We start from the raw sequence: 15,512 nt of genomic DNA on the forward strand, positions 1-15,512 counted from the left end.
CAGGAGCGATTTACCTGTCCCAGCTTTTTTATGTGGGTGACTTCGACGGGGATGGCTCGATTAACCGGAAAGGCAGTCTAATTAACCGAAACCGTGCTCCGATTAACCGGAAAAGCAGTCTAATTAACCGAAAGCGTTACTTCACTATCCACTTGCGGCTTTTGGTTAGCTTATCTCTTTAAACTTTCTTCCGCTTTAGCGGAGGTTTTGTGGGATGTCGGTCATTGCGCGTTCCTCTACAAAGAATTCTGTCTCGATGCCACTGTTATTGAGCTCGGTTATGCGTTGCTGTGCCGCTTCGGCCGACTCATAGTAGCCTTCTTCGACAAAGAATGTGTCGTCTGCGCTATGCAGGGTGCGCACGTGATTAGCATCTACTTCCATTAACTCGACGCTTATCTGCTCTAAGCTTTGCAGGTCTTCTTCTTGCGAAACGGAGGCCGATCGTACGGAATGCACAGGTGCAAACGTTGTTTCGCCCAGAGAAGTAACGTCTGTGACGATTGCAGCAGAGTCGTGCACCTCGAACACCTCGAACAGCGCGGGCTCGTTGAGATAGGCGGCGAGCATGATCGTCGCATCGTCGAAGAGTGGAATGCTGGTGACGTTCCGGAACATGGTGTCGCTTGGCTCGTCGTCCGTCCTACTTGTCTCGTACGCGGCTTGCGATGCGCTCTCTTCTCTCGGAAATGTCGGCAGCTCCTCCGGCAGGCCGCGAATGCCGCTTATCGTGTAGACGATCCGCGCTGGGTAGGCTTCGAGCGTTGCCTCGAAGTACGCTGGTGTCGCCGATGGCCCCGTAAGCTCGCCGTAAGCCCCGTCGAATATGTCGATCACGAGCCGCTCGTAGGTCTCGTGGATGCCGTGATCAATGTACCCGATACTCTTCCCGTCGGTGATTTCGCCACCTGTAAACGTGCCTGCGTCCATATAGTTTTCCTCTTTTGCTTGTGCCGCGGTTCGTTCTTCGTCGGCATTTTCGGGGTTATAGATGGTCGCTTCTGATGCTGGGTCGTTGTCTGCGCTGGTTTCGGCATTGTCGTTTTCTTCGTTCGTCGGTTCAGTGGCGCCGTTGTTTGCTTCGCCATTCGGTTCGTTTGCTTCAGTTGGCTCATCATCGTCCGGCTCGTTCTGTGCTGAGTCTTCGTTTTGGCCCGGTTCGTCGGCTGATTCAGCAGTGTTACCGAGCTCGTTCAGTTCCTGCTGCGCCTCGTCCTGATCACTGGTGCATGCCATTAATAAGCCCGCGCTTGCTATGGTGAGAAACGTGAGTCGAGCTCTTTTCATAGGATCTCCTCCTTGTTTTCCTTTGTCGGGTAAGTGGCTTCATTCCTGGCTAACTTGTCCGCTATTATACCTAGTTAGTCGGTTTATATAGAGGTTGTGTTACGCTTTTTCCTACGCTGTATAGTGTGGATCTTGGTTAATTGCGCGATCTGAGGGCATGATCGCGCGGATTTTTTGCTGAATTGCGTGAGGTTGAGCGTTCATTGCGTAAAACTTTGGCTTGATTGCGTGGGGTTATATTAATCGCGCAAGTTGAAGACCCGACTGCGCAGAATTCTACCTCCATTGCGTGAGTTTGTGCTTCAACCGCGTGAATCTCCAGCATAATTGCGTAAACCATAATTAATCGCGCAAGTTGAAGACCCGACTGCGCAGATTTTCACCTCAACCGCGTGAGTTTTACCTTCCATCGCGCGAATCTCCGGCACAATTGCGTAACCCCCCCCACCCACTTTGTAACATCTATCCATCTCACAACGACTGATTATGTAAGGAGGGATCTGATGATGAAATATCTGCTTATGCTAATCGGGTTAATCGTTTTAGTGGGTTGCACAAATGACAACGACTCAACTAACAACACGTCCATCGAGGAGCCTTACGAATCTGGATATATCACGGCTCAAGATGGCGACCGACTGCTGTTTGTTAGTTCGGAAGCCCAGGACTTCAGTGATACCGGTGGAATTGAGGAGTTTTACTCTGCCATTTGGTTCACACCAGACGATCAAGACGTACAAGTTGGGGACTTTATTCACGTGTCCTTTTCTGTCGTAGAAACCTCTTATCCTGGCCAAGGCACGCTCGATCAACTTGAAGTCGTACCGCGCGATCAGCCTGAAGGCGCCAACTTGACAGAGGCTGAGGCCATTCGTTCCGCTCTATCCGAGCTAAGTGATGACGATCATTGGTTCTATGCGGTGGCAGAAACATCGTTTGATCCGCAAAGCGCATCTTGGTCAATCACATTAAAACAAACGGATTCTTTAGAGGAAACTACCATTGAAGTAAGCGACGAGGAAAGCTAACATTCTAAATTAAATTAGAGAAAGCACCCGGTTCAGCATAGAATCGGGTGCTTTTTCCTGTATACGTGCGCGTGGGGTTACTATAAATTGCATGTAATTACCTCCTCGCGCTAGTTGAGGCATTCAACTAACGGTTTTGAATGAGGGCTGGTTGGGTTTATGTGCCTTAATTGGGTTTAATGTTCCGCTTTTGAGTTTTATGTGCCTTACTTTGAAGTTATGTTCCTAACTTAGTTTTTATGTTCCGCGTTCCAAAGTTATGTTCCTTACTCAGGTTTTATGTTCCGCGTTCCAAAATTATGTTCCTTACTCAGGTTTTATGTTCCGCATTCCCGTTTTATGTTCCCAGACCTAAACTTATAAAGCACTCCCAACACAGCACTTAGTCAAGTCCACGCCCTTCACGCACTTTACGCCCTCCAGCTCGCAAGGTCTTACTTACTTGCTTACTTCGCCACAACCGCCCCGTTCAGCTCGGCAATCAACTGTTCCATATGCGTCTCTGTCATCTTCTGCGAGTTGAATGCCACGAGCGCTCGCAGTGGCATGTAGCGCATCATCGCCTGAAACATTTCGTAGGATTCATCGTCTTCGGACATGTTTGCAAACGGGCTATCTTGATTCATCTCCGCCATCCATTTTTCAAAAATAGGCGCTAGGGTTGGATTGGCTAAAATGTCGCCGGCCGGCGTGTTGCGCGTCACGGTCATCGGGAGTGCAACCGTTGACGTCACGTGCACCGTGCCCTCCTGCACAATCTCCGCGGACGATTTGCCGATCAGGATATCAAACTCTCCAGACTCCACATGCCAGTCGCCGAGCACCGTGCTGTAGTAGGCAAACGAACGCTTATCGAGCGTAAACGTCACACGCTTCGACTCGCCAGGCTCAAGTGCCACCTTATCAAAGCCTTTCAGCTCTTTATCCGGCCGCACGACCGAGCTCGCCGTAACGCGCACGTATAGTTGCACAACTTCCTTACCAAACACGTCGCCCACATTCGTCACCGTAACCGACACATCTACCGTGCCCGTGTCCTCGATTTCTTTTTGTGAAACCACGAGGTCGCTATAAGCAAAATCCGTATAGCTTAAGCCATAGCCAAACGGGAAGAGCGGTGCAATTTTCTTTGCATCATAGTAGCGATAGCCAATAAAGATACCCTCCTTGTACTCGACCTGATCGCCTTCTCCTGGGAAGTTCAAGTAAGACGGATTATGACTAAGTACTTCCGGGAATGTTTCCGCGAGCCTTCCGCTCGGGTTTGCTTCGCCATAGAGGACATCGGCGATCGCTCCGCCAACCGCTTGTCCACCAAGGTAGGCTTCGACCACTCCTTTTACTTCGTCGAGCCACGGCATCACGATTGGCGAACCGTTACTCAGTACAACGACAACATTTGGCTGAACGGCACTGACTGCATGGATCAGCTCAAGATGGCTTCTCGGGATATTTAAATGCTCGCGGTCATAGCCTTCGGATTCGAAGTGATCTGGTAGACCGACAAATAAAATAGCAGCGTCCGCATCTTGCGCATTTGTCACCGCCTCTTGTACGAGAGCGTCATTCGGTTCATCCTGCTTAACCTCATAGCCTTCTGCAAATGTAATTGTGGCACCGTTTGACAGCTTTTGAAGCTCTTCTACCGCATCGTCAAGCTTCGTTGGATTAATGTGCGAGCTACCGCCACCTTGGAAGCGTGGCTTCTTGGCGAACTGACCAATAACAGCAAGGTTTGCAGATTTAGAGAGAGGAAGAATACTGTCCTCATTTTTAAGGAGCACCGTACCCTCTGCCGCTACTTTACGTGCAAGCTTGTGGTGATCTTCTTTATCGTAGTGGGCATTCTCTACGTTATTTTCCTCCGCTAAAAGAATGATCGCAAGCACGCGCTCGACGGCTGTATTTAGCGTCTCCTCTGACAGTGTGCCGTCCTTTACGGCGGCGATAATTTTGTTGTCGCCAAGACCATTGCTCGCCGGCATCTCCAACTCAAGACCAGCTTTAAGGGCATCCACGCGCTCATTCACCGCGCCCCAGTCAGACACGACAAAGCCGTCAAAGCCCCACTCGTCGCGCAGAATCGTGGTAAGTAGTCGCTCGTTTTCAGACGCATACGTACCATTTACTTTGTTGTACGCACACATAACGGTCCACGGCTTCGCTTCTTTAACCGCGTCCTCAAAGCTCGCAAGGTAAATCTCACGGAGCGTGCGCTCGTCGATGATGGCGTCCGTTGACATGCGGCGATGCTCCTGATTGTTTGCTGCAAAGTGCTTGAGAGACGTACCGACGCCTTGGCTCTGCACACCCTTCATATGGCTAGTCGCGAGTCTGCTCGAGAGGAATGGATCCTCGGAGAAGTACTCAAAGTTACGACCGCATAGTGGTGATCGCTTCATATTTGCGCCGGGTCCGAGTAACACCGCCACATTCTCCGCCTGACACTCTTTACCGAGTGCCACGCCGACCTCCTGAATCAGCTCAAGGTCCCACGTACTCGCAAGTCCAACCGCCGATGGGAAGCACGTCGCTGGTACACTATCATTGATTCCGAGGTGGTCCGCTCCCTCACTTTGCTTACGCAATCCGTGTGGTCCGTCCGTCACCATGATCGATGGGATCCCTAGTCGTTCGATCCCTTTGAGATGCCAAAAATCTAGCCCGGAGCATAGCCCAGCCTTCTCCTCCACTGTCATCTCTGCCACTAGCTCTTTCACACGATTTGTCATGTAAATTCCTCCTTGTATTGGTGAAACTAGAATGGTTGTTTAAGCAAATAGTAAACGATTACACGAGATAATTATTGTGTTATGATTGTTTTTTTAGTAGTTTCTTTATGTATTTGGGACTTTTAAGGAAGAGGTGGCGATACGTGATCAAGAAAGTTCGTGACGTAGCAGAGTTAATCAGTACAACTTTTTCGTTGGACGTTAGGGTGGTGGACGGGAATGGGGCGACAGTGTTGGAGCATGGTAAGGATCGGGTTGCAAATCCTGTTTACCCAACCAAACAAGCCCTTTTATCAGGCTGTGGCTTCGAATTCGTTGAGCAAAAAACAATGCCTTTCGTGCACCTATCCCCTTTTGCCGAATCCTACCTTCTTCAAAACATAGAGGATGTTGGCGTTATGATCGTCGGTCCAAGCGTCTCGCAACGTTTAACTCCTGCCGAGCTCACCGGCATTGTCCGCGACCAAAAGCTTCTCGTAAATAGATACGTGATGCAGGATTTTTATGATTCTCTCCCGGTTCATTCTAAGTCCGAGCTCCGTCACATTGCTCGGATGCTTCACTATCTTCTTTTCGAAAAAAGAATCGAAGAGTCAGAGATTTTGAGCTCTGATCAGATGAAGGCTGGAGATTTAAATTCGACTGCCACAACGCTTCATCCAACGATGATGCTCGCAAAGCAAAAGCAAGAGCTGATCTTCCATCAGGATCCTTTGCTTGAGAAGAAGTTCTCCGATCTCCTGCAAAAGGGACAGCCAGAGAAGCTTGAAGCATATATGAAGAGTCTGCCAAAAATGCAGCTTGGTGTGCTCGCAACGACGAGTTTTTTACGGAATAAAAAGAACCTCGGAATCGCAGGCATCACGATCGCGACGCGCTCTGCCATGGCAGGCGGCGTAAACTCCGAGGAAGCCTACACACTAAGTGACCACTACATCCAGCGTATTGAAGAGATCACCGACTACGCGCGGATTGATGCTCTATTAAGCGAGGCCTATCTTACCTTTGCACGTCTCGTCGAGAAGCGACGTTATAGCAGGCATAAACGCGAAATTATTCTCGCGCAAAACTATGTATTAAATCATGTTTACGAAAAGCTGACGCTCAAAAAAGTCGCCACCGCTGTAAGTTTAAACCCATCTTATTTATCCTCTTTATTCAGCCGCGAGTCTGGTCAGTCACTTAGTGCCTATATCCTAGAGGCACGCATTAACGAAGCGAAGAGCCTATTAACGATGACGGACTCCCCTATTTCGGAAATATGCGCCTGGCTCCAATTCAACGATCAAAGCTACTTTACGAAGGTATTTAAGCAGGCTGTTGGCGTGACGCCGAAGAAGTATCGGGATGGGGTTGGGTGAGGTGGGGTAGCTCGGGAGCTAATTGCGCAATCATAGGGCGTGATTGCGCGGGTTTCACCCTCAACCGCGTGAATCTTCGGCATGATTGCGTACGCTCAATTTAATCGCGCAAGTTGAAGACCCGACTGCGCAGATTTCCACCTCCATTGCGTGAGTTTGACCTTCAACCACGCGAATCTCCGCCTTGATTGCGTAAACCTAATTTAATCGCGCAAGTTGAAGACCCGACTGCGCAGATTTCCACCTCCATCGCGCGAGTTTGACCCTCAACCGCGCGAATCTTCGGCATGATTGCGTAAACCTAATTTAATCGCGCAAGGTGAAGACCCGACTGCGCAGATTTCTACCTCCATCGCGCGAGTTTGACCTTCAACCGCGCGAATCTCCGCCATGATTGCGTAAACCAAAATTAATCGCGCATATCTAACACTGATTTGCGCGAAGTGCCACTGTATCTTAAACACAATCCCCCCCCCCCTCGCGCTAGTTGAGCTCTTCATTCAACTTTCCCTACGAGAAAAAGGCACGTGTCCACTAAAGAGACACGAGCCCTTCTTCCCTTACCTTTATTTATACGTAACGCTTGTACTAATTGGTAGAAGCGCCACTTTTGTTCTACTTACAACTAAGCTCACCCCTGTACCTTGCTGCGTAACGCCACCTGCACCTACTAGGTCCACATTCACAACAACGTCTTGCGATCTGGTTCCAATCAAAGAACCGAGCAACCCATCAAGCGTACTAACAATCCCACTTAGTAGCCCTGTTGTCTGCCTGATTCTTACCTCTCCGCTTGCGATATCCTCGGCTGTTACAACATGGGTGAACGCTGTTCCGTTTACCGTTAATCGTACCGTATCCCCGACGTTAAGCTGGTCGAGTGGGCTCAGCGACTGAAGCGAGATGCGCCAGTCGGCTGTGGCGTTTAGGAGGCCAGCGAGGAGGTTCTCGCTCACTCGCACGACTTCCGGAGTCCTCAGCGGAAAGCGCGGGAGCGCGCCCGCTAGAACGGAGGAGCGAGCGACTGCGTCTCCGTTACGCAAAACTACAACCTCTACCTGTAAATCAGCGCCGCTACCGATCGTGAGCAGCTCCTCGGCAGACACCCTTACTGATTGATCCAGTCCGTCACCAGATGCTACTACGTCAAAGGAGCGTAGCACCGCTCCATTTACCAACAGCTGCACGCGGTCTCCCGCGAGCAGTCTGCCGTCTTGTAGGGTGACGCGAAGCGCATCCCTGTCCACTAAGGCGAGCGGATCTGCCGAAGCGTTCCCGAACGACTCAACAAAACTTACACCGACTACCGGAAGTGGACAGATGAGTTCAAATCGCTCACACAAAATGGTAGGAAGTGTCCCGACTGTTTCCCCCAAATCAACTAGCACCTCACGGGTAAACACGAGTGGCGTTGCGACCGTCTCGGTCGACTCGCTCCCTCTCGTAAGGACTGCCCGGATTGGCACAGTCGCCTCCGCTCCACTTAACGCTTCCACTACACCCTCGAGGTCTAGCTGCTCTAGCGACACGGCGAGCTCTCCGGCGTCCAAGTTGGCCTGCGTGAGCGTCCGAGTGATTGTTTGTCCGGCGACCTCTAAAACAATCTCATCGCCCACAAGCGGCACGCCGTCGACGGAGTCTGTGAGCGCGATCCGCACGAGCTCCTCGCCTGTCAATGCATCCACGGTGCTCGCGACCGGCCCTAGCACCGGCGTGAATAGCGGTAGCTCGGGTAGCGTGACGTCGACCGTAAACTCGCGCGTCACGTCAGCGTTTGTGAGTCGCACGGTGAGCGTGTGTGTCTCGCCGCCCTCAAGGCGTTTGAGCGACGCAAGTGTTATTGCAACGCCCTCTTCTCCAACTACCTCTGCAGAAACAAGGGTGACGCTGCCTGCCATCACGGTAATGGACGTTCCGGGATCCACGTCCGTGAGCTGTAGCACGTCATCACCTGCGAGTAGCGATGCTAAGGTGAGCTCGTTTGCGGTGATGGTCGTGCATACGAGCGGGATGCTACACACGATGTCTCCAACTGCGTCGCGCAGGCTTTGGAGGAGATTCTGTGTGATTGGGACGGTAAGCTCCGTTCCTATTGCATCTAGGTTTTTATAGATCACACTTGGTACGATAGTGAGCGTGTCGCCTGTTCGTAGCGTACCGACGAGCTCGGTTACTTGTTCGTCCGTTAGTTTGACGGTGGCGATTTCTGCTTCGATCATGGCGTCTGTGATTAGGATGGTTTGCGCGTCTATTTTGCCACCAAAGTCGAGCTGTAACTCTGCGCCTGCCCCGATGTGGAGGAGGTCGCTTGCTGTGTTACCTAGGCGAATGTCGATGCTACGATTCGCGCTGAGTAACTGCGTTAGCAGTGTCTCCCCATTTTCTGTGACGAAAAGAGGTTGGAGCTGCTCATAGAGTGGTAATGTGAGTGTTGTTTGCTGTGATTCGTCACTGCGTCCGTCTTGCTTGAGTGTTGCAACTAGGTTAGTCGTTGCTTGGCTACCTAGTTGTCGTGCGATATTTTTCGGTAATGTGATAGGCACTTGTCCGTCGTCTAGCATGGCTTGTGTAAGTGCGATTGTAGCGATTGTTGTGTTGCCTATGGATAAGGTAATCTCATCGCCGATATTTAGGAACTCGGGCTCACTTAGCTGTATCATGGCGATTGCGCCTTCGTTATTGAGTAGGTCTAGAGTGAGTGTGTCGACGGCGTTTAGCGAGATCAGTGAATCAGGTATTGCGGGCGGGTCTGGGTCTGGATTCGGTTCTGGGTCGGTCACCGGCGGACATAGGATTGGTAATGGTAACGAGCAGACAATGTCTCCAATCGTGTTGCCAAGTTGCGCCAAGAGATCCTCTGTTACTTCGACGGCGAACGTTTCGCCGATTGTTTCTTCCCCTTCGTAAGTGACTGTCGGGATGATAGAAATGCTTGAACCAACTGTTAGGGATTCTAATAACTGTGTCACTACATTCTGCGGAAGTGTCACTTCAACGAAGCCTTCCTCCAAAATCTCTTCCGTTATATCAAATGTTTGTGTTGGGATTACATCATTAAAATCGAGCTCTAACTGCGCACCTGGTCCAAAGTGGAGAAGGTCGTTTAAGTCAGCGTCTAAATCAATTCGAATCGTGCGATCCTCTCCTAATAGACGTTGTAAAATAGCTAGTTCGGTCGCTCCGTTTATAACAGATTCAACTGTTTCAAACAGTGGGAACGAAACAAGCTCTGTTTCAATCTCCTCATCTCGGTTTTCTAAATTCAACGACACCGCAAGCGTTTCAGATGCTCGACTACCTAGTTGTCGCACGATGCTTAGCGGTAAGGAGATATCTACTTCGCCATTATCTAGCATGCTTTGAGTGAGAACGATAGTATCAACAGTAATACTCCCTACCGTCACCTCAAACTCGTCTCCCACGTTTAAAAAGTCGGTATCTAATAAGGTCACCGTCGCGATTGTCTCTTCATTTCGAAGGAGGTTCAGCGAGATGAGATCAACCACGTTTAACGAAATCAACGAGTCTGGTACTACTGGATCTGGATCCGTCACCGGTGGACATAGAATTGGTAACGGCACCGAGCAGACGATGTCACCAATCGTGTTGCCAAGTTCCACTAAGAGGCCCTCTGTTATCACGACGGTGAAAGCTTCACCGACTGTTTCTTCCCCGTCATAACTCACTGTTGGTGTAATCGAAACGCTCGAACCAACTGTTAGCGATTCTAATAGCTCCGTCACTAAATTCTGCGGTAGCGTTACCTCGACGAAGCCTTCCTCCAAAATCTCTTCCGTTATATCAATTGTTTGTGCATCAATAACACCATTAAAATCAAGCTCCAGCTGAGCGCCTGGACCGACGTGCAATAGGTCCTCTAAGTCTGCTTCCACATCAATTCGAACTGTACGATCCTCTCCTAATAAACGCTGTAAGATATCTAGACTCGACGCTCCGTTTATAACAGACCCGATCGTTTCAAAAAGCGGAAACGTTACTTCGCGCACTAATGTCTCGACGGATTGACCGTCCTGCTCGAGCGTCACTTCTAACTCTGCGACAGCGCGACTGCCCAGCTGGCGCACGAGGAAAATGGGTAGCGTGACATCAACCATACCTGCATCTAGCATGGATTCTGTCACCTCAATCACACGAACCTCGGTCCCACCGAGCGTGACGGTAAGATCGTCTCCGACGTTTACGAGCTCTCGATTCAGTAAATCAATGCGCGCAATGACCCCATTGTTTCTCAACAAATCAAGGGTGATTATGTCCGCAATCTCAAGCCCGATCAAGGACTCAGGGTCAGACGGATCCGATTGATCCGGTGGGCACAGGAGCGGGATCGTGCAGACGATATCGCCGATCACATCGCGGAGGTCGTCAAGAAGACCACGCGTGATCTCCACTTCGTAAGGCTGGCCAACTGTCACCACCTCCTCAAACTCGATGGACGGTGTGATTTCAAGCGTCGTGCCAACCGTCAAGGAGCCAAGAAGTGTCTGTGCGAGCGGCTCTTCAATCTTCACATCCACAAAACCATCGTCAATCATGCCAAGCGTCAGCTCGATTTGCTGAGCCGGAACCCCTTGGCTAAATGCGATGAAAAGCTCTGCGCCCGGGCCGATATGATTGAGTTCATCAAGCTGCAGATCAACACGAATCGTGCGCGTGGTCCCAAAAAGATTCTCCAGAAGCGCAGCCGGATTTAGCGCGCGAATTACCGTTGCGACCTCCTGGAAGATCGGGAATGTTAGCGATTCGACAACCGTCTCGTCCTCCCTGTCTTCGCGAGACAGCTTCACAGCAAGATCGGTCGTTGCCCGGCTACCTAACTCGCGCACGAGCGTAATCGGAAGCGTCACGTCTACCTTCTCAGCTACGAGCATCTCTTCCGTGAGCTCCACGACGCTCACCTCGCGTCCAGCAAGCGTCACAGTAAGCTCATCGCCAACCGATAAAAATTCACTCGCGAGTAAATCAATTTGAGCAATCACACCGCCCGATTGGAGCAACGAGAGCGACAGCAAGTCTCTAAATATCGTAAGTCCGATCAAGGACGCCGGCTCCTCGGGGTCTACTGGGTCAACGGGCTCCTCCGGCGTTTCCGGGTCCACCGGCGGAGGCTCGGGTCCAACTGGCACGCAAGACACGAGCTCACAAATCCGCGCGTCCACCGCCGCCGACACTCGACCTCGCAAGCCGCGCAGCACCGCCTCCGTGAGCGTAATTCGCACTTCCCCACCGCGCATCTGCTCGACCTCGTCCGCCAGCACAGGCGTAAGGATCACGACATCATTGACTCTGGTGAGAAACCGCATAAGCGCCGCCTCATTAAGACGAACCCCAACCTGCTCCCGAGCCACTTCGTCGGCAGTCAACACCGTGCGGATCGGCACACTGCGATTGTTTTCCAAACGGAAGGTATTGCCTACCGCAATTTGCTCTAACCCATCTGGCGCTACGCGCACTTGCACCGTGCGAGAGCCCGCCAAAAAGTCGATTTGCTGCTCTAAGCTTGTAAAGCTCGCCATGCTTGGCGTAGCGAGTGGGAAACGCGGAACTTGAATCACCTCGTCCTCTGTCGTAAAGCGGTCGCCGTCCACAACCGTGCTCGCGTTAACCGTAAGACGGTTCTCACTTTGCGACCGCCACGCACGCTCGGGTAGCGTAAACAATAGAGGTTCTCCTGCCGTGAGCATACGCTCCACCGTAAACCCGTTGCTGAGCGCAAGCGTCACCTGCGCGTCTTGATCGCCTTCGACGCGGAAGGTTGGCGTTGTTGTTAACCTGTCGACAGCAATTGTTCCGTCAGTTAGTCCGGGCTCTTCCACAAACAGCGTGATCGGCTCGTCCTGTTCGCTTGAGAGGACGATCGCTTCCTCGAAAACGATAGTGCCGACGCTGTTGGTGAGCCTGATGGTGAAGGATTCCCACTTTGGTAGCGTGAGCGTTGCCTGTTCCATGTCCGAGGCTCCGCGCGTGAAGCGGACTCCGCCCGTTTCCGTTTCTCTGCCGTTCGTCGCAGCGAACGTCAGCTCATTTATATCCGTTCCCGTTTGAGAAAACAGGATGCGGACGCTGTCCTCTTCTTCTATGACGTCATCGATCGCTATTTGAAGGGTGTGTACTGATTCGACACCGCGTTGTAAGAGCGTGACAAACTCTGCGCGGCTTACGTCTTCATTTGGCGCGAACGTTGCGTTAGCGCGGCCGTTCGTCAACCCGGTGTGAAAGAGTGTGACGATGTTTCTCGCCAAAGCATGTGAACCTATATCTGTGAAAGGTGTCGGTGCATCGACGTGCTCGAGTTTGAAGGCGCGTGTTAGGATGGTGGCCATTTCAGCTCGGGTGAGTGTGCTTGTGCCTCGAAAATTACCGTCGGGATACCCTGTTAGAACGCCTGCGCGTTGCATGCGTGTGATTTCGGTAAAATAGGGATGCGTGTTTGGTATGTCGGTAAAGGGCTGTGTCTCAGCCGGTAGTGGTAGCCCGGGATCGAGCAAACGATGTAGGATGGCGGCTGCTTGCTCGCGTGTAAGACTTGCGCGTGGCAGGAAGCGGCCTGTTTCGGCACCTCTGATCCAGCCTTGTTCGGTGGCGTAGAGGAGCGGTCCATAGTAGTAGTCGCGTGCGCTGACGTCTGAGTACGGTTTTGGTATATGGCTGATGGGGTTAACTTGTTGGGCAGGTTTGTAGATTGTTGTGCTCTGGATGGTTTGCGTGCTCTGGCCCTGCGCTGCGTATTGCTGCGGATCGAGGCTCGCATGCGCGCTTGGCACAAGTGGGGATACGATGTACATACTAAACAGGCTTACAGCAATAATAACAAGTTTGATGATCATGACCTTGTCACTTCCTTCTCTCTGAGATACGTGGTATTTGCTACTTCCTACGCGATTGTGCAACAGAGACATCGAGGCTGCTTTCATATACATTTTTTATGAAAAAACTATAACACAGAATTTTATGATTTTTTGAATTTTTTGTGATAAAGTGTGTGTTTTTGACAATTTACCAAGATACTTGTATCTTTGTGCACGGTGAGTTTTGTCGAAGTTAGTAGAAATATGGAAGAGAAAGGGTGGGGATGATTCAACTGCGCAGATTTTCTCTTTCACTGCGCGAGTTTGTGCTTCAACCGCGCGAATCTTCGGCGTGATTGCGTAAGTTCAATCTAATCGCGTATATCGAAGGCCTAACTGCGCAGGTTTCCACTTCCATTGCGTGAGTTGGACCTTCAACCGCGTGAATCTCCGCCTTGATTGCGTAAACCTAATTTAATCGCGCATATCGAAGGCCTAACTGCGCAGATTTCCACCTCCATCGCGCGAGTTTGACCTTCAACCGCGCGAATCTCCGCCTTGATTGCGTAAACCTAATTTAATCGCGCAAGTTGAAGACCCGACTGCGCAGATTTCTACCTCCATTGCGTGAGTTTGACCTTCAACCGCGCGAATCTCCGGCTTGATTGCGTAAACCAAAATTAATCGCGTATATCGAAGGCCTAACTGCGCAGGTTTCCACTTCCATTGCGCGAGTTTGACCTTCAACCGCGCGAATCTTCGGCTTGATTGCGTACGCTCAATTTAATCGCGCACATCTAAGGCCTAACTGCGCGGAATTAAACCTCCATCGCGCGAGTTTGACCTTCAACCACGCGAATAACCCGATCTGCCTCGCACTTAACAGCTGGCTCTTCATTCACAAGCACTCCAACAGAAAAAAACCGCCCCATCCTATGGATGGAGCGGCCTACGTTATCTGATGATGCTTTCAATTGTTGTTCCGATGAACGATGTGTTCACTGTTTCGTCGTTTGCTAGCAGGATGACGGTGTAATTCATGCCGTCGTTGCGCTTGATGAAGGAGCGGTAGCCTGTTGTTGAGCCTTCCAGCTGGCTCACTCGTCCGTTGGCAGAGTTGTACACCTGCCAACCGTAGCCCCAGCTACCTGCGTGGCGCGTTAGCATATGGTTATATGCCCATGTTGTGAGTAACCTATTGTTCTTCATTGCTGTATCAAGCTTTAATAGATCCTCTGCTGATGCATATAAGGAGCCTGATGCTCCACGTGCTGCGAAATCACGGTTGCGTGGCGCGTAAGAACCGTTTACAAACGCGTAGCCGTTTGCGCGCTCTCTGGCAGAGAGAGTGTTGATATCAAATCCTGCTCTCGTCATGCCCGCAGGCTTCATAATCTTTTCTGTCACATACTCGCCGTAAGACATGCCTGACGCAGCCTCAATGACCTCGCCTAAAAGCTGGTACCCGATGTTGCTGTATCGCTGGTCCGTGCCTGGCTCATATAGGAGCGCGCGCACGCTTTGTGGCTCCCACGGGTAGCCTGCCGTGTGCGTTAACAGGTGCGACAGGCGAATGCGGTCCGCAAACGGTGCGTTTGGCACATAGTCTGATAGGAAGTCGGATAGCATTAACTTACCATCAGCCTGCAGTTGCATCATCGCAATGCCCGTGAAGCCCTTCGTGATCGACGCAATCGCAAATGGCGTATCAGCCGTATTGCGGATGCCTGCGCCAACATTTGCCATTCCATAACCGTTGGACACGATCTTTTGTCCTTGCTTCTGGACTGCTAACGAGCCACTAAATTTATTTTGACGCGCCAAATTTGTCAAAAACGCGTCTACCAATTTCCCTCTCGACGCATCTGAGATCCCAGGCTCTAGGAGGAAAATATCGCCGGTCTGCTGCACCCAGTGCACACGGAATCCGAATACTTGAGAAACCTCGCGGAGGGATATCATCGAGCGCCCCTGAATGTTACGTGGGTTATTCGCGAAGTTGACTCGATTCCCATTAAATACGTAATAATTGTCTAAAAAAGAGAAGCTAAAGGTGCCTGTTGGTCCATTACAAGACGCTGTACGAGTGCTTTGGTCCCAACCAATTTGGTAACCGATTGCATGACACAATCCGCGTAATTCAATAAAGTTTGTGTTGTTTTGTAGAATTGGGTCAATATCAAAGGTTGCTTGTCCATCATTTACGAAGACGCCTTTTGCGTCAGCTTGTGTTGGCAACTGAAATGCCACTAGTAGGGCAAGTAGTGCTGTAAGTAGTATGTACTTCCGTTTCATTCT

At 51.0% G+C, this 15,512-nt stretch carries 6 protein-coding genes; 2 read left to right on the forward strand and 4 right to left on the reverse strand.

Features of this window, described 5'->3' with window-relative positions; all coding sequences use genetic code 11:
- Positions 1 to 195: 195 nt before the first annotated feature.
- Positions 196 to 1,287, reverse strand: a complete 1,092-nt coding sequence (locus FLK61_RS17385) for a hypothetical protein (protein WP_176010614.1) — start codon at positions 1,285 to 1,287, stop codon at positions 196 to 198.
- 503 nt (positions 1,288 to 1,790) lie between these two features.
- Between FLK61_RS17385 and FLK61_RS17390 the strand changes: the two genes are divergently transcribed.
- Complete coding sequence (locus FLK61_RS17390; protein ID WP_176010615.1) at positions 1,791 to 2,315, forward strand: DUF3221 domain-containing protein; 525 nt, start codon at positions 1,791 to 1,793, stop codon at positions 2,313 to 2,315.
- 446 nt (positions 2,316 to 2,761) lie between these two features.
- Here the strand turns inward: FLK61_RS17390 and FLK61_RS17395 are convergent, their stop codons facing one another.
- Positions 2,762 to 5,047, reverse strand: coding sequence for a glycoside hydrolase family 3 C-terminal domain-containing protein (locus FLK61_RS17395; protein WP_176010616.1), 2,286 nt, complete (start codon positions 5,045 to 5,047; stop codon positions 2,762 to 2,764).
- A gap of 143 nt (positions 5,048 to 5,190) precedes the next feature.
- Here FLK61_RS17395 and FLK61_RS17400 point away from each other — a divergent pair, with 143 nt between their 5' ends.
- A complete protein-coding gene (locus tag FLK61_RS17400) occupies positions 5,191 to 6,408 on the forward strand; it encodes a helix-turn-helix domain-containing protein (protein ID WP_176010617.1) in 1,218 nt (405 codons plus the stop codon).
- A gap of 566 nt (positions 6,409 to 6,974) precedes the next feature.
- Here the strand turns inward: FLK61_RS17400 and FLK61_RS17405 are convergent.
- Together FLK61_RS17405 and FLK61_RS17410 are read right to left on the reverse strand one after the other, a co-directional pair.
- Positions 6,975 to 13,253 (reverse strand): S-layer homology domain-containing protein, encoded by a 6,279-nt coding sequence (locus tag FLK61_RS17405; protein ID WP_176010618.1) that lies wholly within the window; start codon positions 13,251 to 13,253, stop codon positions 6,975 to 6,977.
- 915 nt (positions 13,254 to 14,168) lie between these two features.
- Positions 14,169 to 15,509, reverse strand: a complete 1,341-nt coding sequence (locus FLK61_RS17410) for a serine hydrolase domain-containing protein (RefSeq protein ID WP_176010619.1) — start codon at positions 15,507 to 15,509, stop codon at positions 14,169 to 14,171.
- Positions 15,510 to 15,512: the final 3 nt, after the last annotated feature.

Origin of the sequence: Paenalkalicoccus suaedae (assembly GCF_006965545.2) — a bacterium.
Taxonomy (GTDB): domain Bacteria; phylum Bacillota; class Bacilli; order Bacillales; family Salisediminibacteriaceae; genus Paenalkalicoccus; species Paenalkalicoccus suaedae.